The organism is Nonomuraea sp. NPDC051191 (genome assembly GCF_044455665.1).
Taxonomy (GTDB): domain Bacteria; phylum Actinomycetota; class Actinomycetes; order Streptosporangiales; family Streptosporangiaceae; genus Nonomuraea.
In genome coordinates, this window is record NZ_JBITEZ010000003.1 from 82,608 (window position 1) to 100,092 (window position 17,485).

At 69.7% G+C, this 17,485-nt stretch carries 22 protein-coding genes and 3 pseudogenes; 11 read left to right on the forward strand and 14 right to left on the reverse strand.

Going from position 1 to position 17,485, the window contains the following annotated elements; genetic code table 11:
* Positions 1 to 105: 105 nt before the first annotated feature.
* The gene (locus ACIA8R_RS08750) at positions 106 to 441 is read right to left on the reverse strand and encodes a hypothetical protein (protein ID WP_397037457.1); all 336 of its coding nucleotides are present in this window, start codon (positions 439 to 441) and stop codon (positions 106 to 108) included.
* A 153-nt stretch (positions 442 to 594) separates the two neighbouring features.
* Here ACIA8R_RS08750 and ACIA8R_RS08755 point away from each other — a divergent pair, with 153 nt between their 5' ends.
* The 3 genes from ACIA8R_RS08755 (at position 595) to ACIA8R_RS08765 (ending at position 2,151) form a co-directional block, all read left to right on the forward strand.
* Positions 595 to 780 (forward strand): hypothetical protein, encoded by a 186-nt coding sequence (locus ACIA8R_RS08755; protein ID WP_364100951.1) that lies wholly within the window; start codon positions 595 to 597, stop codon positions 778 to 780.
* Between the two features lie 92 nt (positions 781 to 872).
* Positions 873 to 1,349 (forward strand): TipAS antibiotic-recognition domain-containing protein, encoded by a 477-nt coding sequence (locus tag ACIA8R_RS08760; RefSeq protein WP_364100948.1) that lies wholly within the window; start codon positions 873 to 875, stop codon positions 1,347 to 1,349.
* 334 nt (positions 1,350 to 1,683) lie between these two features.
* Positions 1,684 to 2,151, forward strand: coding sequence for a DUF1772 domain-containing protein (locus ACIA8R_RS08765; protein WP_364100945.1), 468 nt, complete (start codon positions 1,684 to 1,686; stop codon positions 2,149 to 2,151).
* A 480-nt stretch (positions 2,152 to 2,631) separates the two neighbouring features.
* Here ACIA8R_RS08765 and ACIA8R_RS08770 read toward each other — a convergent pair whose 3' ends face one another.
* Positions 2,632 to 2,838, reverse strand: coding sequence for a cold-shock protein (locus ACIA8R_RS08770; protein WP_364100942.1), 207 nt, complete (start codon positions 2,836 to 2,838; stop codon positions 2,632 to 2,634).
* Between the two features lie 691 nt (positions 2,839 to 3,529).
* Between ACIA8R_RS08770 and ACIA8R_RS08775 the strand changes: the two genes are divergently transcribed.
* Together ACIA8R_RS08775 and ACIA8R_RS08780 are read left to right on the forward strand one after the other, a co-directional pair.
* Complete coding sequence (locus tag ACIA8R_RS08775) at positions 3,530 to 4,012, forward strand: DUF5994 family protein (RefSeq protein ID WP_397037460.1); 483 nt, start codon at positions 3,530 to 3,532, stop codon at positions 4,010 to 4,012.
* 67 nt (positions 4,013 to 4,079) lie between these two features.
* Positions 4,080 to 4,400 (forward strand): STAS domain-containing protein, encoded by a 321-nt coding sequence (locus tag ACIA8R_RS08780; protein WP_364100936.1) that lies wholly within the window; start codon positions 4,080 to 4,082, stop codon positions 4,398 to 4,400.
* 191 nt (positions 4,401 to 4,591) lie between these two features.
* Here ACIA8R_RS08780 and ACIA8R_RS08785 read toward each other — a convergent pair whose 3' ends face one another.
* On the reverse strand, positions 4,592 to 4,771 hold the full coding sequence (locus tag ACIA8R_RS08785; RefSeq protein ID WP_364100933.1) for a hypothetical protein: 180 nt from the start codon (positions 4,769 to 4,771) through the stop codon (positions 4,592 to 4,594).
* A 443-nt stretch (positions 4,772 to 5,214) separates the two neighbouring features.
* Between ACIA8R_RS08785 and ACIA8R_RS08790 the strand changes: the two are divergent.
* Positions 5,215 to 5,436: pseudogene (locus ACIA8R_RS08790) on the forward strand (hypothetical protein); the annotation flags it as partial.
* On the opposite strand, the pseudogene ACIA8R_RS08795 reads toward ACIA8R_RS08790, so the two are convergent.
* The 8 genes and pseudogenes from ACIA8R_RS08795 to ACIA8R_RS08830 all read right to left on the reverse strand — a co-directional run.
* Positions 5,433 to 5,573, reverse strand: a pseudogene (locus ACIA8R_RS08795) (hypothetical protein); the annotation flags it as partial. The pseudogenes ACIA8R_RS08790 and ACIA8R_RS08795 sit on opposite strands and share 4 nt — an antisense overlap.
* Positions 5,530 to 5,808, reverse strand: coding sequence for a DUF1883 domain-containing protein (locus tag ACIA8R_RS08800; RefSeq protein ID WP_397037462.1), 279 nt, complete (start codon positions 5,806 to 5,808; stop codon positions 5,530 to 5,532). The gene ACIA8R_RS08800 and the pseudogene ACIA8R_RS08795, both read right to left, overlap by 44 nt.
* Before the next feature lie 166 nt (positions 5,809 to 5,974).
* Complete coding sequence (locus ACIA8R_RS08805) at positions 5,975 to 6,400, reverse strand: STAS domain-containing protein (protein WP_397037464.1); 426 nt, start codon at positions 6,398 to 6,400, stop codon at positions 5,975 to 5,977.
* Between the two features lie 143 nt (positions 6,401 to 6,543).
* Positions 6,544 to 6,816 (reverse strand): MerR family transcriptional regulator, encoded by a 273-nt coding sequence (locus ACIA8R_RS08810; protein WP_260477504.1) that lies wholly within the window; start codon positions 6,814 to 6,816, stop codon positions 6,544 to 6,546.
* A gap of 212 nt (positions 6,817 to 7,028) precedes the next feature.
* Positions 7,029 to 8,429 (reverse strand): hypothetical protein, encoded by a 1,401-nt coding sequence (locus ACIA8R_RS08815; RefSeq protein WP_397037466.1) that lies wholly within the window; start codon positions 8,427 to 8,429, stop codon positions 7,029 to 7,031.
* Positions 8,430 to 9,152: 723 nt separating this feature from the next.
* The gene (locus ACIA8R_RS08820; protein ID WP_364104408.1) at positions 9,153 to 9,476 is read right to left on the reverse strand and encodes a hypothetical protein; all 324 of its coding nucleotides are present in this window, start codon (positions 9,474 to 9,476) and stop codon (positions 9,153 to 9,155) included.
* 164 nt (positions 9,477 to 9,640) lie between these two features.
* Positions 9,641 to 9,859, reverse strand: coding sequence for a hypothetical protein (locus ACIA8R_RS08825; RefSeq protein ID WP_397037468.1), 219 nt, complete (start codon positions 9,857 to 9,859; stop codon positions 9,641 to 9,643).
* 139 nt (positions 9,860 to 9,998) lie between these two features.
* A complete protein-coding gene (locus ACIA8R_RS08830) occupies positions 9,999 to 10,178 on the reverse strand; it encodes a hypothetical protein (RefSeq protein ID WP_397037470.1) in 180 nt (59 codons plus the stop codon).
* Between the two features lie 709 nt (positions 10,179 to 10,887).
* Between ACIA8R_RS08830 and ACIA8R_RS08835 the strand changes: the two genes are divergently transcribed.
* A complete protein-coding gene (locus tag ACIA8R_RS08835) occupies positions 10,888 to 11,049 on the forward strand; it encodes a hypothetical protein (RefSeq protein ID WP_364104402.1) in 162 nt (53 codons plus the stop codon).
* 24 nt (positions 11,050 to 11,073) lie between these two features.
* Positions 11,074 to 11,610, forward strand: coding sequence for a hypothetical protein (locus ACIA8R_RS08840; protein WP_397037472.1), 537 nt, complete (start codon positions 11,074 to 11,076; stop codon positions 11,608 to 11,610).
* Here the strand turns inward: ACIA8R_RS08840 and ACIA8R_RS08845 are convergent.
* Positions 11,605 to 12,264, reverse strand: a complete 660-nt coding sequence (locus tag ACIA8R_RS08845; RefSeq protein WP_358293671.1) for a response regulator transcription factor — start codon at positions 12,262 to 12,264, stop codon at positions 11,605 to 11,607. The two genes, ACIA8R_RS08840 and ACIA8R_RS08845, sit on opposite strands and share 6 nt — an antisense overlap.
* A complete protein-coding gene (locus ACIA8R_RS08850; protein WP_397037474.1) occupies positions 12,261 to 13,472 on the reverse strand; it encodes a sensor histidine kinase in 1,212 nt (403 codons plus the stop codon). The genes ACIA8R_RS08845 and ACIA8R_RS08850 overlap by 4 nt, the downstream gene beginning before the upstream one ends.
* Before the next feature lie 154 nt (positions 13,473 to 13,626).
* Between ACIA8R_RS08850 and ACIA8R_RS08855 the strand changes: the two genes are divergently transcribed.
* On the forward strand, positions 13,627 to 14,646 hold the full coding sequence (locus ACIA8R_RS08855) for a hypothetical protein (protein WP_364104392.1): 1,020 nt from the start codon (positions 13,627 to 13,629) through the stop codon (positions 14,644 to 14,646).
* The gene (locus ACIA8R_RS08860) at positions 14,643 to 16,451 is read left to right on the forward strand and encodes an alpha/beta fold hydrolase (protein ID WP_364104389.1); all 1,809 of its coding nucleotides are present in this window, start codon (positions 14,643 to 14,645) and stop codon (positions 16,449 to 16,451) included. Before ACIA8R_RS08855 ends, ACIA8R_RS08860 begins: the two co-directional genes overlap by 4 nt.
* A 48-nt stretch (positions 16,452 to 16,499) precedes the next feature.
* Here the strand turns inward: ACIA8R_RS08860 and ACIA8R_RS08865 are convergent.
* Positions 16,500 to 16,847 (reverse strand): annotated as a pseudogene (locus ACIA8R_RS08865) (ATP-binding protein); the annotation flags it as partial.
* A gap of 6 nt (positions 16,848 to 16,853) precedes the next feature.
* Here ACIA8R_RS08865 and ACIA8R_RS08870 point away from each other — a divergent pair.
* Positions 16,854 to 17,192 carry a hypothetical protein gene (locus ACIA8R_RS08870; protein ID WP_397037476.1) on the forward strand — a complete coding sequence of 113 codons (339 nt, stop codon included), beginning with the start codon at positions 16,854 to 16,856 and terminating at the stop codon, positions 17,190 to 17,192.
* Positions 17,193 to 17,485: the final 293 nt, after the last annotated feature.

Genomic DNA, 17,485 nt, shown 5'->3' on the forward strand with positions numbered 1-17,485 from the left:
TCGTGGCGCTGGGCCGAGGCCGGCCGCGGCGAGGATCCGGCGAATGGTGCCTTCCCCGATTCGATGGCCGAGGCCGAGCAGTTCCCCCTGGATCCGCCGGTGCCCCTATCGGGGATTTTCCCTGGCCAGTCGGATCACCAGATGACGTAGCTCGTTCGGGATCGGTGGACGCCCGGTCGCGTTCGGGTACGTCCAGCGTTGGCTGACCAGCCGGCGGTGCCAGGCCAACAAGGTGCCAGGCGTCACGATCCGATGGAGGCGAAGCCGTGCAGGAAGCAGCCGCGCCAGTGCGGCCAGCAGCGCCCGGTCGGCCCAGTCCGGTTGCGGCCGGGAAACCTGACGACGCAGGACGGCGACCTCATGACGCAGCACCAAAATCTCCACGTCCTTGGAAGTGTCGCCCCGCGCGAGAAGCGTCAACCAGCCGAACAACCGGACCATCAGCAGCTACAGCAGGCGTAGAAACACGAGTGCTGAGGATAGAAGGCCAGGTTAGATGCCATGCACGAGTTTTGGCACCGCACAGGGCGCGTACCTTTTGTCCGGATCGGGCGTCACCGTGAATGCGATCTGCCCGGCTTCGTCGAGACGCCGATGCTCCAGGAGATCCGCGACCACGTCCTCGTGCACGGCTTCGCCATCGCCAGCTCGGATGAGGTCGCGGCGGCCGTCCAGGCGATCGTCCAGAGCGGCACGACCGGCGAAGCGTGGACCGTCCAGGCAGGCGAACCCGCCACACCGGTGACGTTCCCGGCGATCGAGCTCAGCCGGAGCCCGTGAGTGAGGACCGCTCCGGCGATGCCGTTCAGCTTTGAACGACGCAGCTGGAGCGGCTTGACCCTCACGTAGCGTCATGCCCTACGGTCGCGGCCATGAGTGACAAGAAGATCCGGTCCCCGCTCAGCGAGGAGGACAAATGCGAGGTCTGGGGCGAGTGGGCCGACCACGAAGACGAGTACCTCGACGAGGTGGAGCAGCGGTGGGGGAGCGGCACCGCATACGCGCAGTCCGCGAAGCGCGTCGCGGCTTACGACAAGAAGCAGTGGGAGCAGATCAACCGCGACAACGCGGCCATCGAGGCACGGATCCGTGAGCTGATGGATGCCGGCGCCGACCCGACGAGCGAGGCGGCGATGGATGTGGCCGAGTCGCAGCTGCGGCACATCGCCCGCTGGTTCTACGACATGACGCACGAGTTCCACGTGCAGAAGAGCTACCTGTACGTGGAGGACCCGCGTTACCGGGCGGGCATCGAGGCGAACACCCGTCGGGGTGCGGCGGAGTGGCTCCAGAAGGCGATAAAGGCCAACGCGGCCCGCGCCGCCGAGGGGCCGACCAAGGCCTGCTGACTGGTCCGCCATGCCGGCTCGGTCCGCAGATCGGGCCTGCGGCAGGCTCACTCCGGACGACGAGCGCCGGCTCGATGGTCATCGTGGATTCGCAGCCCTTTTCGCAGCTCAGAGCGATGTGATTGTCAGGCACGCAAGGCAAGCCGGCGATCAGGGCGAAGGTCAGTGCGCCGGTCGGGGGCGCGAAGGTGGCCAGCGCCCGCCCTGCGTCCCTCGGGAGCAGGTGCTGCACTGGGGCCCGTGGTGTGCCCACCGGCCGGGGCCGCGCTCTCGGCTGTGGGTGTATTTGGGGTGGCTCCTGGTCGATCCTTTCTTGGCGAGGAAGGGAGGATCGGTGGCTTTCGTACTGGTCGCGTCCAGGATGGTCGCACTGCTGCTGGTCGGCTTGTACGCGGGTGGCGTCGTCTTCGTGGTGGTCGCCCCGTCCATGGCTCGCCTGCCGGGGGCCGCGTACGTGCGGTACTGGCAGGCGCTCAACGTCGACTACGGGCGGGCGATGCCGCCGCTGCTGCTGACCGGCATCGCGGCGCTGATCGTCATGACCGCCCTGTCATGGCGTCGCGGATGGTTCGTCCTCGGTGTCAGCGCGACCGCCCTGATCATGGTGGTCCTCACCGTGCTCCTCACCCTGAGGACCCTGGAACCCCTCAACCGGGTGGTGGACGCCTGGGATCCCGACAACCTGCCCGCCGACTGGGCCGAGAGCCGCCGGCGGTGGCTCAACCTGCACCTCGTCCGGACCGTGCTCGCGCTTGCGGCGTTCGCCTGCCTCATCGTCGTCCAGACCTTCGACCGCGGCTGACCCGCCTGTCCGGGCGTCAGCGGCGACTCGCAATGGCTACGCGATCGCCGGCGGCCTGACCTCAAAACGGGGATAAGGTCTCGTCCAGCATGACTGGACGCGGTGGGTGCGAGTAGGCGAAGAGGGAGGGGGCTGCGGCGGACCGCGGCACCAGCACGGTCAGTACGCCTTCGCCAGTGGAGGCGGGATCGGCAACGGCTCGCCGGTCACCGTTCTGGGAGCGCTGAGCAGATGGGGCTGTCCCGCCGTTTATCAGGTCCTCTTCATCGATCTCCCGCTGGTGTGCCACAGCCCGGCTTCCAGGAGCGCGGTCAGTTCGCCGGCCGGACGTTCTGCCTCGGTCCCGGACATGGCATGCTCGATTCGCCGTGCCAGATGTAGATCCCGTACTGCCGATCGCCGTACGCACGAACACGAGGCCGGAAACGAATCAGGGTTCGCACCTGTGAAGGTGCGAACCCTGATTCGTGGCGCTATTCGTCAGGCGGCAACGATGTTCTCGGCCTGCGGACCCTTCTGGCCCTGGGTGACATCGAAGGCCACCTTCTGGCCATCCCGCAGCTCGCGGTAGCCGCCCTGGGCGACGATGTTGGAGTAGTGCGCGAAAACGTCGGCGCCGCCGCCGTCCTGCTCGATGAAGCCGAAGCCCTTTTCAGCGTTGAACCACTTCACGGTGCCAGAAGCCATGTCGATCTCCTTTTCGCAGGTGCAATCCGAAATCCGCGATGCACGAATTCCGTGTCGCCGAGATAGGCCCACACCCGGAGAAGACCGGAAAACAAAAATGCACCCGAGGCTACATACCGTCAGGTGCACACAAGTTCATTATGGGTACCACAACTGCAACTACTTTCACCCTAGCACACACGGTAGCCCGTGATACGCAGGCCCCGCCGCTCATCCGCCTGGTCACGAATCACCTCCTCCAGGTTTCTGTCACCTCATGCGGCTAATTGTCCCGAACCGCCTGGCGCCCGAGCCCGACCAACCAACGCCCTGACCGTCCACACATCGTCGCTCCACGGGCAAGCGTCCCGGGGCGAGGATCCAGCACCCACACCGTGGCCCCCGAGACGTTCGCCGCGGCAGGACCGATCGGTCAAGCCGATCTTCATACACCGGCGGGAGTCACCGTGGACGGCGGGGAGCGGCACATTCACCTCCACTTACGATTCTGGTGACGCTTCGATAGCTATATGGTCTTTGTGGTCGTTTTCTTGCGATATCAGCCGCTCGCGCTGCGAGAATTACGGAATCCTGGAAGTCGTGAGGTAGGGTGAAACTACCGAAGACTTTTCGAGCGTCGGCACTCAGGTCTGCGTCGCCTTCGGCGAACCACCACCGGCCCCTTGAACGGGCCCGGACAGGCCCGGCGATCATGATGTCGACACTTCTCTTTCATCCCGCACGGCTCAGCATCGATCCGGCGCCGAATCAGCGGAAGGTGGCGGACAGGGCTCGGTGGTTCTCCTCCCCTGACGCGTCCGCCGAGTTGCCCGGCCTCATCGCCGCGGTCGGCGAGCTGCTCGATCGAGTCACGCTCCGCATCGGCATCCATGGCGATATGTGGCAGAACATCCCGCGCCGGATCCCGGCGCTCGGGCGGCAGGTGCGCATCGGCTGGTTCCGCCACATCCACCCCCGCGCGATCACTGTCAGTTTCGCCACCGGCGAGCCGGTCATGCTGCGGATCATTCCGTCGCGCACCGCCGCGGGCGCCGCCGAGGCCACGCTCAAGCTCACCGCACCGGACGGCGCAGGCTTGAGCATCGACGCCCGTCCTCGCCCTCGCGCACTCGCCGACCGACTCCGGTACGACCTGCATGACCTGATCGAGCAGACCAGGTGTCCCCCGTACTGACGCCGGGCCGGTCCTCGACAGGCAGGCATCTCATGACCCTTCAGCTTCTTCCGTGAGGAAAACTTTCATGACCGTCATCGACATCGCCCCGCAGGCTGTGAGCGCCTCGGCGCCGACTCTCGTACAGCTGTCGGGAGACATTGACATCTTCACCACAGCTCGGCTGCGCCAGCGGCTGATCAGCGCCCTGGATCACAGCACCGACGTGCTCGTCCTGGACGTATCCCGGGTCACCTTCTGCGGTGCCGGCGGGATCGGCGTGCTGATCGGCGTGAAAGGCCGTGCGCGGGCACGCGGTGTCACGCTCGCCCTGCGCGGCGTCTCACCGCGAATGGCCCGGCTGCTGCGTGTCACCGGACTGGACCGCCACTTCCCGACCACGGCGTAGCGGCGTACCGGCCATGCCAGGCGGATGCCATGTCTGCGGAAGGATGTTCTACAGAGAACGCGGGGAGTCCAGCTGCAGGCCGACGTGCCGCCCGTACCCCTCACACACGTAGTAGCCGGCCCGCGGCCTCCACACCAGCCGGGGCAGCGCGTCACCGTGTGGCCGCGCTCTTCATCCGCCAGCCTGCGCCGCTAGGGCGCCAAATCGAGTGCCCACTCCACCGGTCCGGGCTCCACCGACCCCTGTTCCCCCTGCTCGTCCTCGACGCTGGTCATGATGGTCGGGCCGTCGAGCACGAGCACCTGATCCAGCTTGTCCACCAGCCACATCACCGACCGGGACCGCACCACCCCCGACTCGCTGGCAGGCACCAGGTCCGCGCGCCGGCAACTCCCCCGTCGCTGCGGGCACGACGTCCCACTCCCCCACAAGCTGCCGGGCGACCGCCAGGACTGCGCCTTCACCACGCACGACCGCGCCGCCGATGCCGCGAGCTCGTCCACCACAAGCAGCGGACGACGCGCCGTCGCCCCGGGTACCGTCCGTAGTGCAACGGCTCTCCTCGCTGCCCTTCACCGGCGCGGCCGCGGCGGGGCGCAGTTCGGGCCGCTCTCCTGGACGTGCCCTCCGTCACCACGCGGATTCCCGGTTTCCAACTGATCGCCGACGTGCCAATCCGGTGACGGGATCGCCTTCCTGTCCACGGCGACCGGGGTCTTCGGCGCCGTCAGGCGTCACTCAGGCGAGGGCCGCCACCGCCTTGATGGCCTGGTCTCCACCCGCGCCTGGCTGACCGCACCCACGATTCAAGGTCACCTACACACCCAAGCACGCCAGCCGGCTGAACATGATCGAGATGTGGTTCTCCGCGCTCACCCGTCGCCTGCAGCGACGTGGCGAGTTCACCTCCCGCGAGGATCTGATGGCCCAGATCGACGACTTCACCATCCGTTACAACGAGACAGCTCGGCCTTACCGCTGGCGCTACGACGCCCGTGTGGGACACGACCGCCATCTCGTTCGCCGCAGCGACTAGACCTGCAGGCCGTGCCGCAGGATCCGCAGGAGGCGCTGCGTGTGGCCGGCGTCGGTGCCGGTCATGGCAGCCGCGCTCGTCAAGGCCAGCAGGTCAGCCACGTCGAGATCGGAACGGACAGTGCCCTCTTGACCTGGTCGTAGCCAGGTACCAGTAGTCGTCGTAGGGCACCTGCAGTGTGAGAGGGCTGTAGTCGAAGAAGCCGCCGTGGTACTCGTAGGCCTCCTGGTCGAGGTACGCCTGGTACTCGTCGCTGTCCATCAGGCAGACCCGGGCCGTTGACCCGCGCCAGTCCACCTCGAAGCAGGCGCCGGCCCCGGTTTCTGCAAGGTCCCAGTACAGATGCCTCACACACCATGAGTAGCTGGTCACGCACCGCGCGGGAAGCTATGGCCGGCCACCCCGAGCCCTGCTCCAGGCAGCGGCGGTCAGAAAGATTTGGAACAGAATCCGGTGTCGGGCGGGGTTCTCCGAGATGGATGAACACCTGCCGTTGCGGCCGGAGCAATCCTGATCGTGACGGCCCAGGGGCAGGCGGTCAGCCCGCTTCCGGCGGCTTGGGCGAGGATCCCAGGGGCGGTGTCACGGCCCGTGTCGCGGTCACGCTCTGGATGGCTTGTTCAACCGATGATGCGACCTGGAACGCGGCGCGCAGGCCGGTGATCGACAGGATGCGTTCCAGCCGGGCCGGCACCTGTGCCAGCACCAGGCCGGCCTGCTGCTGGCGGCTTTGCTGCAACAGCAGCACCAGAACGCCGACGCCCGTGGAGTCGCAGAAGGTCACGCCGCTCAGGTCCACCACCAGCGCACTGGACAGGGCCGCCTGCCAGGGATCTTTGACCTGGTGGTGCAGCAGGCCGGCGAACTGGTAGTCGAGTTCGCCGGCCACGCGCGCCACGATGTAGTCCTGGTGCACAGCGATGGAGACGGCGAAGCTTTCGGGGAAGCCGTGGTCCTCGGTCACGGGACGTCTTTCTCAGAGAAGGGCGGTCAGCTTCAACGGCCGGCGCCGCGCCGGCCTGGCTGTCGCGGGAATGCCGTGGCTCCCCGGCGTTTCGGACGCGGCTTGTCCTGATGCCCCCGGGCGTGACCGGGGGCTCGGAACGGTCAGTGACGCCGGCGGAGTTCTTCGCGCTGGCGGAGTTCTTCATTGATACGCAGCGCCTCGGCGAGCTGGTCTTCCAGGATGATGATGCGGCAGGCCGCTTCCAGCTGGGTGCCGGCGTCGACGAGTTCGCGGGCGCGGGCGGCCAGGCGCAGCTGGTAGCGGGAGAAGCGGCGGTGGCCGCCCTCGCTGCGTAGCGGCTCGATCAGCTTGGCGGCGCCGAGGCTGCGCAGGAACGCCGGGGTGACGCCGAGGATCTCGGCGGCCCGGCCCATGCTGTAGGCGGGGTAGTCCTCGTCATCGAGCCGCTGCCCGGGACTGGCGGCCGCGTCGACCGCCTGGGCCGGATGAGGGGCTGGGCGAGCGCCGGTGAGGCGGGGCTGCTCCCGCCTTGAGGCGGTGACCGTTGCCTGAGGTGTTTGATCCATTCAACCTTCCCGAATGCGAACAGGGGCCCCGGCGCCATGATGCGCCGGGGCCCAGAGGTTTAACACCATCGACCGGCCCTGCCTGCGTGCTGCAGGGGCGGTTCACTTATGCCGCGCCAGCCGCCCGATGCGGGGGTGCGGGGATCGCGTAAGCGTGACCGTAGACCACCGTCCTGTTCGTGGAGCTGCGGTACCCGTGCGGCGACATGCGGCCGGCGACGGGCGATCCTGATGGCGTTCAACACTCCCTTCCAGTTATCCGTGCCTCGGCACCCTGACCGCTGGTGCCGACTTTCCGTAAGCGGCAGCGCGTCCACCGCCCCGGCCCTCTTTCTCAACCACCTGGCCGCGGCAGTCCGACCTTCTGCCCTCTTCCTCGTTCTGTACTGCTGTACTGCTGTCCACGCCCGTCCGGGCAGCCCCGTTGTGGTGCTCGTACTGCGCTGCCCTCGTGGATCCGTCCCTTGCGATGTCAGGAACTCTATCCTCCCACAGCGCGCATGTCTACTGTGGCGACTACAGATTTTCTTGTGCTCTTGAGGTAAGAGCCCCGCCTCTGCGCCAGGGGATCGACGGGAAGCGGGCAGAGCCAGCAGGATATTGGCGGCGGCTGCGCTCCAGGCGGCGCGTTGGCTGGGGGTGAGCTGGTCGAGGGTGACGGCTTGGACCAGGCGGTGTATCGAGACCAGCCCGTCGCGCGGGCGGCTGATCAGGCAATAGCGGCGCAGCGCGGCTGCCGCCGTGTTGACCTGCAGGCGTCCGACGGGGAGCAGGCTCAGCTGCTTCTTGGCGCTCTTGCCGATCCCGAGTTCGACGAGCGGATCAATGGCGAGGTCGTCGAGCAACAGCTGGTACGGGATGTCGTCGGGTGCATAGCAGGCCAGCAACCGGAGCAGGGCGATCGCCTGCGGGACGGCGCCGGCGAGCTGCTCGAAGGCGGCCTGCCAGGTCGAGGTGACCCTCTCGGCGTATCCCCAGGGTTTGCCCTCGGCGAGCAGGGCGGTCCGCTGGCGGGCCAGCAGGTCGAGGTAGTCGCTGGGGCCGGTGCCGGTTTCGGCCATGTAGGTGCCGGCCTGTTCGAGCGCCAGCGGCGGGCCGGCGAGCTCGGCGGCCACAGCTCCCAAGGCTTGCGTTTCCTGGCGGGCGCTGCGCTCCAGCAGGAAGGCGGTGGCCGGTTCGAGGTCCAGGACGGGCAGTTCCAGACTGTGCGGCTCCGGCCAGCTCCCAGACCGGCTGGTGATCAGGACGTGTCCGGATCCGGTAGGCGGCAGGAAGCCGTGGAGGGCGTCGGCGTTGGGTACATTGTCGAAGATCAGCAACCCCCGGCCAGGATGGGTGCCGAGCACGGCGTGCACCAGGTGGACTGGATCGGCGCCGTCGGCCTGTAGCCCGCCGAGGTGGACGGCCAGCTCGGCAACCGGGGCCGACAGCAGCGTGGGATCCTCGGCGGACAGATGCACAGATCAGCTGATACTCGTGCTGGTAGCGGTGGCTGTATTCGGCCACCAGGCTGGTCTTGCCGATGCCGCCCAGGCCATGCACCGCCATCCAGCACGGCAACGCCTCAGCGGCGGCCAGGCGGTCATGCAGGCTGGCCAGCGCCTCATCACGCCCAGCCAGGTGGAGCGGGCGCGGCATCAGGCGGACCAGCCGGGAGGGCGTCTGCGGCGCCTGCGTATGGAAGGTGGCATGCCCGATCAGCGTGCCGCCGCTCATACTTCCGACCGCCACAGAGCCCGATCCCAGCGAGGACACCTGGCCTGCCGGCGAGGCCGCCGCCTGCTGGCGTAGCTGCATCCAGAGCCCAGCTACAGACACCGGCAACCCCAGGCCACCAATGACCATGCTCACCACACTGGCGACCTTGTCCCGCTCATCCAGGTTGGCGCCGGTGAAGAATACCCACGCGCCCCAGCCCACCAGCGCCAGCGACACCACGACGGCCAGCGCGATCAGCACGCGTCCAGCGTGACGCCCTCACCGCGCACAGCGCGCAGGACGTCGCAAACCGTTATCCCTTGCCGGGCATGTCTCATGAGCGAAGAGCCGGGCCTCAGCACATGCTACTGACCAGTAACAGAACAGTGCGTATGCACTCTTTCCTTACCAGCGAGTATGCCTCAGCGCGGAGGGCCCACCGACCTCAGAGTCGGAGGGCCCCTTTCGCCGGCTCGCCGGCCGGATCAGCGCTTGATGTCGTAGCTGTGGCCCACAGCCTTGGGGTAGGAGCTGGGGCAGTGAGCGTACGCAGTGCGCGCGAGCTTGTCGCCCGCGTTCACCTTCCAGGAGCTGTAGACCTTCTTCTTCGCGGTGCCGCTAGCGCAGGTGGCGACTGCGCGGACGTAGCCTCCACCGCCCGAGCAGTTCGCCCAGGTGTAGGCGTGCTGATACCCAACTCCGCTGTTGCAGCCGCTGGGGAGCGGCTCGGCCTGGGCGGCGGACGACATCATCGTGATGGTGGCCGCAGTCAGCATCGTGGCTGCAAGGCCAAAGATCGTCTTCTTCATCTGCGCGATCCTAGGCATTTACGCGCCTTGACGTGCCGATCGCACGAAAATATCCCCCTGTAGGGGGAGAGACTGCCAGAGGTCTCTCCCCTACAGGGACCAGCAGCCTGCTCCCCCTCCTATCCCCGCTCGCAGCTCACAGGGCGACCGCGAGAGCGTGCCCCTCACGCCTGCGGCTGCGGCACCCACCCGAGTACCAAAATGCCAATTACCTTGACGACCGCCGCCGCCTGCGCCTGCACGACCGTCGAGGCCGCCGTGTTCGACACGATGCGCGCCGACCGGTGCCCTGCCCCGGCCTCGCCAGCGATCGCGACGACTGGAGGCGCGGTGAAGGTGCCAGCGGGCCAGGTGAAGGTCAGGTTGCCGTCGCCGTCGGTCACTCTGTGCCCGCCTTCCACACGGAGACCTGCTGGGGCGGCCTCGCCGGGCGGCCCCAGCGGTCCCGGCAGCCCTGCCGGTGCGAGGGTGGCGGCGCTGCCGCTGGTGCCGCTCATTCCGCCGCCGTGGTGTAGGCGACGGTCACGGTCCCAGCCAGCCGAAGCGGTGACCGACAGCGGCCCGGTCAGGACCCGCGTCACTGTCGCAGGCGACCGACCAGGACACCGATTCCCCCTCGTGCAAGGTCGAGACGCCGTCCGCGGTGCTGACCTGTTCGTCGCCTCCCCACGCGACGAACGTGACCGCCTGCAGGAGTGCCACGCCGTCAGCGCTCCACGATCCGCCCGCGGGAACCTCGATGCGGTGGGCCTGAACCGTGACCGGGGGGTGCGCCCTCGACCGGGCAGGCGGCCGGTGCGATCGGCGTGTACTGCGGTGAGGTCGTCGGGGTAGGCGCCGAGCGTCGTGAGTGTGCCGTCGTCGGCGACCACGATCAGCTCGATGTGCTCGGTGTCGCCGATGCCGTCGCCGTCGGTGTCGTCGCCGTTGGTGTCGTCGCAGCGGCACTCCTGGAACACCACGAGGGGCTGATCATGATCGGGTCGGAATGTGCCCATGGTGCCGGTCGTGCTGTAGTGATGGCGCCGTCAAGGAGGGGGGCGACGACGGCGGTGACGCCGCCCAGGGCCTCGCCTGCGGCCGTCGCCGCGCCGGACCAGTCGAGCCCTGCCCCTGCTCTCGGCCGGCGGGGAGGCTGTGTCCTTGCGGCTCGGGGATACGATGCGACACTACGACCTGCACCACGCCGGACGGACAAGAGCTGCGCCGCTTCCGATGAGGTGCCGAGCCCGCCGCGACAAGCGGAAGCGCACGCCCTCATCCCTGGTGGAGCGGATCACTGCAGTGCGCCTGACCACGAAGTGGCTGATCAGTGAGCACACGCGATTCGTCCAGGGCTCTCACCTACGTGATGCCGCCTGACGATGGCGAGCTTTGGCCTTGTAATGGCTTGAGAGGATCGTTGCGCTGGATGTCGATCGTACGGAGCGCGGGTGTCGTCGGGCAGGTCGACCTCGGGCAAGAGTGGCGGGAGAGCGTGGCGCCGAGCCGTGCCAGCGCCTGGTCCATACCGGCGATCACCTCCTGGTGTTCCCTGCTGAGGTTGCTCGCTCCGGCGAGCATGGCCGCCTGATGGGCCTGCACGAGGAGTTTGGAGGTGGTGGTCTTGCCGTTGTCCAGGGCCGGCCACGATGAGATGGCGTGGACCCCGGCGCGTGGTGAGAGTGGGCCGCAGCATGTGCTCGCTGCGGTCGAGCACATGGCGGATCACGCTGCCGCGCTCGGCCCTACCACCAGCGGTGGCAGGCAGGTCAATGGCGACCTTGTGGACAGGCAGGCCCTTACCGTCGCTGCTGCCGGCTTTGTCAAAGTAGATGGTGCCGTCGCCGATCACGGTGGTGCGGGCGCGGGAGCGCAGGCCCGGTTCGAGTGGATCCAGCGGCAGGGAACCGGCGATCTCGGCCAGTTTCGCGAATACGTCGGTGGCGGTGAGGAAACCCGGGAAGGCCTGCCGCACGCCCGGGTGAGCACTCAAGGCGCTTCGCGCCGACGACCCCGGGACACATCGGCAGGCCGTGTCGAAGGACAAGCTGAAGCACCTGACGGAGATCTACGACGCCTGCTTCTTCAACAGTCTCGGTCCGTCGCAGTCGCCGGGTTGATCGCGCGGCAGGGGCGTGGCCGCGGCCTATGAGGCGCGCACCAGGCGGTTCTCGTAGGCGAAGATCACGGCCTGGACTCTGTCACGAAGCCGGAGTTTGGCCAGGATGCGGCCGACATGGGTCTTCACCGTGCCCTCGGACAGGAACAGCAGGCCGGCGATCTCGGCGTTGGACCGGCCGAGCGCGATCTGGTGGAGGATCTCGCGTTCTCTCGGGGTGAGCGCGGCCAGCGGGTCGGGCTCCGCGTGGAGGACGGGCAAGTCGGCGGCGACGTGGTCAATGAGCCGGCGGGTTGTGGACGGGGCGATGACCGCGTCGCCCCGGTGCACGGTGCGGATGGCGGCCAGCAGGTCTTCCGGCGGCGCGTCCTTGACCAGGAAGCCGCTGGCCCCGGCCCGTAGCGCCGCGAAGGCGTACTCGTCGAGATCGAACGTGGTGAGCACGACCACTCGGGGCGCGGGCCCGGTGCCGGCGAGCAGGCGGCGGGTCGCCTCGACCCCGCCCATGCGCGGCATCCGGACATCCATGAGGACGACGTCGGCGGTGGTGACGGCCAGCTTCTCCAGCGCTTCCGCGCCGTCGCCAGCCTCGCCGGCCACCGTCATGTCGGGCTGGGCCTCGACCACCATCACGAAGCCGGCCCGGACCATCGCCTGATCGTCGACGAAAAACACCCTGATCGTCACGTCTGCTCCGTTCGCTGGAGGTACGGCAAGCGGGCGGACACGTGGAACCCGCCGGTCGTCGCCGGTCCGGCGGCAACCGTACCGCCGAAGGCCTGGAACCGCTCGCGCATGCCGACCAGGCCGAGCCCGGTGCCGCCGCCGGGCGGGTGGGAATCTCTGGGGCCGTCGTCCTGGACCTGGACGGCGAGCCCGGCGCTTCCCCAGCTGAGCACCACCTGGGCCCGGCGGCCGGCGCCCCCGTGCTTGAGCGTGTTCGTCAGCGACTCCTGGACCAGCCGGTAGACGGCCAGTTCGGCGGCGGGACTGAGCCGCCGCTCGGCGCCGTCCTGCCGGAACGTCACCGCGAGCCCGGCGGCTCTGGTGCCCTCCAGCAGCCGGGGCAGCTCGGCCAGCGTCGGCGCAGAGCCGGCCGACTCGGACTCCAGCGGCGTCTCGGCGCGCAGCAAGCCCAGCAGGCCGCGCATGTCGGCGAGCGCGTGGCGGCCGGCGTCGGCGATCGTGGTGAGGATGCCGGCGGCCCGGTCCGGGTCGGTGCGCACCGCGTACGTGCCGCCCTGCGCCTGGCTGATCACCACCGACAGCGAATGGGACACCACGTCGTGGATCTCCCTGGCGATCCGGGCGCGCTCGTCGTGCACGGCCCGCCGGGCGCGTTCCTCCCGGTCGGCCTCGGCCCTGCGGGCGCGGTCCTCCAGCGATTCCAGGTACGCGCGTTGCGTCCGCCGCCACAGGCCGAAGCTCCACATCATCATCGTCACGGCCAGCAGGAAGAGGAACACGAACGCCGGGGGCAGGCCGGACGCCTCCCGCGGATTGAGCCAGAACCGCAGGCCGACCACGGCGGACCCGAGCAGGGCCGCGACCGGCCCCCAGCCCAGCGCGCGCCGTGATCCGTAGGCGCACATCGAGTAGAGCGACCACGGGAACACCAGCATCGACGGGGGCAGCAGCAGACCTCCCGCGCCGGCGAGCATCGCCGCGCATCCGGCGGCGACCGCGCCGAAGGACGCCAGCGGCGCCGTACGGCGCAGCGCCATCGCGGAGTGGGCCAACAGCGCGCCGGCGAACGCCACCGGCGACGGGCCGGGCGTGATGGTCAGCACGACCCAGGTCCAGCCGAGCAGCGGCAGGCCCACCAGCGTCGCGAGCGCGGCGTCGGCGGTCGGCGTCCTGACCTGCGCGAGCAGCCTTCCGATCACCTGTGACATGGCCCCGAGTCTACGAACGCGCCGGGGACGCCGCGTCTGCCTGCGGGCCCGCCCGTGTACGCCTGAGGTCGCATCTTTCCCGGCCGGCAGGCAGACGCGGAAACGGCGTCCGCGGCAGGAGTGTGGAGCACCGGACGACATCGAATGGAGAGTCATGAGGCATCGATCACCCGTCGCGGGCCATCTCGCCGCGGGCTGGGCGGCGGCGTACGCGGGACTGCGCGCCTACTGGAGCATGGGCGGCGAGTGGCTCGCGGCCCGCTGCACCCCCATCGAAGCCGCCACCGCGGCGGATCAGTGCGCCGGCCGGCCGCTGCCGCAGCTCGACGGCCTGGCCGGCTGGGGGAGCGTGCTCGCGCTGGCGGGGCTGGCCGTGCTCGCACTGGCCACGGTGCGGCCCTTCGGGCGTCGCCTGCCACGCACCGCCCTGCTCGCGGCGATCTGGGCCGGCACGCTGGCGCTGCTGTGCTTCGGCGGCCAGATCCTGCTGCTCAACCTGCTGCGGGTGCTCCTGTGGGTCACCGGGCTGCCCGGCTGGGCGGCCGAGCCGTACTGGACGCTGGTCGTCGACCAGCTCATCGTGCTCGCGGGTGTCGGCGCACTCGCCGTCGCCGCCTGGTCCTTCCAGCGCCGTACGCGGCCGGAGTTGACGGACGCGCGAGCCACCGGCCGGTGGCTGCGCGCGTACGGCTGGACGGCGGCGCTCGCGCCATTGCCCTACGCGACCCTCAAGGCGGTGTGGGCCCTGGGCCACCCGGTGGGCGGCTACCAGGAGTCCGGGCTGGCGGGCGCGCACCACTGGTACAGCCCGCTGACCGACTTCAGCGTGACCATCCCGGTGTGCGGGGCGCTGTGCGCGGTCGCGCTGATCCAGGGCTGGGCACGTTGGGTGCCCCGGCCGCTGGTGCTGGCCGCCGGCTGGACCGGTGGGGTGGGGCTGCTGTCCATGGGTCTGCCCGCGGCGGTGACCACGCTCGGCGCGCTCGCCGGTCTCACCGAGCTCCCGAGCGCGCCCGGCAGCGCGAACCCGTGGGTGTTCGGTGTGACGTACGGCGGATTCCTGGTCTGGGGTGCGGCCCTGGTCGGGCTGATCACTTGCTATCAGGCACTCAGCCGGCGCCCGGCGCAGCTCCGGGCCGTCCGGCCCGCCGCGCGGAAGGAGAGCATGCGATGAGGAAGAGACTGACGTGCGTCCTGGCGGTCCTGGCACTGCTCACGACCGTGCAACCGCAGGCACAGGCCGCGGCCGCGGCCGCGTCATGCGCGGGCGCGACCGAGCGCTGCGACGCCACGCTGGAGACGCCGCTGGACCCGGCGGACCCGGCGGGCGAGAAGCTTTCGATCGCCTACACCTGGGTTCCGGCCACGGACCGGACGCGCCCGCCCACCGGCACGATCCTCGTCCTGCCCGGCGGGCCCGCGCCCTCCCTGTGGGCGGTCGACAGCACCAGGGCCTGGCTCGGGCCCGCCCTGGAGCGCCAGAACCTGCTCATGCTCGATCAGCGTGGCTGGGGCGGGTCGAGCCCGCTGGCCTGCCCGGGACTCGACCTGACCGAGCCGGCTAGCGTACATGACTGCGCGGGCCGCGGCCGCTTCTTCAACACCGCCCATGCGGCACGTGACATCGAAGCGCTGCGCGCCACGCTCGGAGTGCCGAAGCTGACCGTCTACGGCTATTCCTGGGGCACGCTGCTCGCTCAGGCGTACGCGGCCCGATACCCGGACAGGATCCGCGCGGTGCTGCTCGACAGCGTGCTGTCGGTCGACTCCCGCGGCTACGCGGACATGTCGTTCGCCCCCGCCGCGCGACGCGGCGTGGCCAACCTCGATGCCATCTGCCGGCCGTCGGCGCGGTGCCGGCGTATGCCCGGCCGGCCTGCCGAGCGCTGGACGGCGCTGATCAAGCGACTGCGGTCGCACCCCGACCCGAAGGTTTCGGTTCGCGACCTGGCCCGCCTCACCGGCAACCTGGCCGATCCGAGCATCGGCCGGGAAGCCGGCGCAGCCGCCGACGCCTTCCTGCGCGGCGACTCCGCGCCCCTGCACCGCCTGGTGACCAGCTTCCCCGACCCGGGGGCGATGCCCAGCAGCCCGGCACAGCTGGCTTACGTCTGCGCGGACTCGGCGTTGCCGTACGACCGGGCGGCCGGTCCGGCGCGGCGGCGCGAGCAACTGGAACGATACCGGTCCCGGCAGCCATCGCGTCCCTACACGGCTGCGGAGGCGTTCGGGGCGGCAGGAGAGGCCGCCGACTGGTGTCTCACCTGGCCCGTACCGAACCCGGCGCCGCCGGTGCCCGCGAAGGCGGCCTACCCGTGGGTGCCCGCGCTGGCCATCGGCGGCCAGTTCGACACGACCACCCCGCCGGGCAACGCAGTCCGGGCGGCGCGGCGGTTCGGGGGTACGGCCGTGACGGTGCCGTTCGGCGCGCACATCGGCGCCTCGGCCGGGCAGAGCGGCTACCGTCTGTGCCTGCGATCCGCCGTACGTTCGTTCGTGACCCGCTTCGACGCCCCCGCGGGGGCGGGCGGCTGCAGCGCGGAGAACTACCGGGCGATGGGCCGCTTCCCGCGCACCTCCGGTGAGCTGCCGCGGCCCCGTGTCCAGGGGCTCGGCTACGAGCAGCGGAAACTGCTGGCCGCGGCGTTCGCCACGGTGGACGACGCGCTGGCAGCCCGCAACCCCAACGTGGCGATGCCGCCGGGAGACGCCGCCGCCCCCGGGCTGCGCGGCGGGCGGATCGACCACCACGCCAGCGTGACGCGCCTGGTCGCCGCCCGGTTCGTCGCCGACGTCGCGGTGACGGGGGAGATCCGCACCGGCGACGCCGGGCGGGCCACGGCGGCCGTGGAGATCACCCGAGCCGGGTCGACGGTGAAGGCGGTCATCACCTGGACGCCGTTCGAGGCGACCGACCGGCCGATGGTCAACGGCACCCTTGACGGGGTCGCCTTCCGAGCCGCGGTCCCGAGGCTCTAGGAATGTCCTGAAGATCTTGGTGGTCTGGCCACCGCGGCCGATCGCAGGAAGCAACCCGGCGCGCAGCAGCGAGGACTTACCCGCTCCTGAAGCGCCGGTCACCACCACAAGCCCCGGACAGGCCAGTCGCCGGGAGACAGCGGTGACCAGCTGTGCGGTGATCACCTCCCGGCCGTAGAACACCTCGGCGTCAGTTTCGGCGAAGGGCGCAAGCCCTCGATACGGGCACTCGTCGTTCCAGCGCTCCCGACCGCCGCCGGTCGTGCCGGCCGCCTGTGGCCAGGGAAGCTCCGACACCAGTTGCAAAAGCAGCCGGATATCGGTTGCCTGCCGATATTGCAGATCCACCACCAGGCCGAGCTGGGCTCCCTGCTCGTCCTGGCCATCCCGCAACACCCGTAGATGATCTTCGATGGCGGTCAGCGTGAAGGAGAACTCGGCGAACTCCCGCCCCAGAGCGGACAGGCCACGGGTGAGGTGTTCCTGCAGGTCGCGATCCCCGGCCTGGATCGCCGCCTCGATCGCGGCGCCGACAGCGCCGATCTGGTGCAGGACATGCGCGATCTCCGCGCGCAACCTTTCGGCCTCGGGCCCGCCGCCTTCCAGGATCTGCTGGATGCGCTGCTCCAGGTCGTCCTCGAGCATCCGGCGCGAGGACTCGTCGCCGTTGCCGTCGCCGCTGCTGTCGCCGCTGCTGTCCTCGCCGAGGCGGGCAATACCGGCTTTGACAAGGTCAGTTAGCAGATTTCCACCGACGGCGGTAGCGGCCCCGAGCAGTGCTGCCCCCGCCGTCGCTTCACCCGGTTCCAGGAACGCCCCGAACGCGCCCGCCGACAAGATGGCCAGCAGCGCCGGGGACGACAGACGGCGCACCCCGGAGACCGTGCTGCGGGCCAGACGCGTAACCTGGGCCCGCGCTCCGGCCCGCATCCGCTCGGACCGAGCCTCCTGCTCCTGGTGCTCCTCGCCGCCCACCCCGCCACTTTCACTCACCACGGCCGGAGAAGTCTGCGCAATCTCCGATCAGGTGTCGC

What these genes read in the sequence shown, in the direction of transcription:
- ACIA8R_RS08870 (WP_397037476.1), top strand. Translation starts at nt 16,854, where the DNA reads ATGATCTTCGATGGCGGTCAGCGTGAAGGAGAACTCGGCGAACTCCCG.
- ACIA8R_RS08810 (WP_260477504.1), bottom strand. Translation starts at nt 6,816, where the DNA reads ATGGGCCGGGCCGCCGAGATCCTCGGCGTCACCCCGGCGTTCCTGCGC.
- ACIA8R_RS08820 (WP_364104408.1), bottom strand. Translation starts at nt 9,476, where the DNA reads ATGAAGAAGACGATCTTTGGCCTTGCAGCCACGATGCTGACTGCGGCC.
- ACIA8R_RS08850 (WP_397037474.1), bottom strand. Translation starts at nt 13,472, where the DNA reads ATGTCACAGGTGATCGGAAGGCTGCTCGCGCAGGTCAGGACGCCGACC.
- ACIA8R_RS08860 (WP_364104389.1), top strand. Translation starts at nt 14,643, where the DNA reads ATGAGGAAGAGACTGACGTGCGTCCTGGCGGTCCTGGCACTGCTCACG.
- ACIA8R_RS08770 (WP_364100942.1), bottom strand. Translation starts at nt 2,838, where the DNA reads ATGGCTTCTGGCACCGTGAAGTGGTTCAACGCTGAAAAGGGCTTCGGC.
- ACIA8R_RS08855 (WP_364104392.1), top strand. Translation starts at nt 13,627, where the DNA reads ATGAGGCATCGATCACCCGTCGCGGGCCATCTCGCCGCGGGCTGGGCG.
- ACIA8R_RS08835 (WP_364104402.1), top strand. Translation starts at nt 10,888, where the DNA reads ATGTCGATCGTACGGAGCGCGGGTGTCGTCGGGCAGGTCGACCTCGGG.
- ACIA8R_RS08760 (WP_364100948.1), top strand. Translation starts at nt 873, where the DNA reads ATGAGTGACAAGAAGATCCGGTCCCCGCTCAGCGAGGAGGACAAATGC.
- ACIA8R_RS08775 (WP_397037460.1), top strand. Translation starts at nt 3,530, where the DNA reads ATGATGTCGACACTTCTCTTTCATCCCGCACGGCTCAGCATCGATCCG.
- ACIA8R_RS08780 (WP_364100936.1), top strand. Translation starts at nt 4,080, where the DNA reads ATGACCGTCATCGACATCGCCCCGCAGGCTGTGAGCGCCTCGGCGCCG.
- ACIA8R_RS08750 (WP_397037457.1), bottom strand. Translation starts at nt 441, where the DNA reads ATGGTCCGGTTGTTCGGCTGGTTGACGCTTCTCGCGCGGGGCGACACT.
- ACIA8R_RS08755 (WP_364100951.1), top strand. Translation starts at nt 595, where the DNA reads ATGCTCCAGGAGATCCGCGACCACGTCCTCGTGCACGGCTTCGCCATC.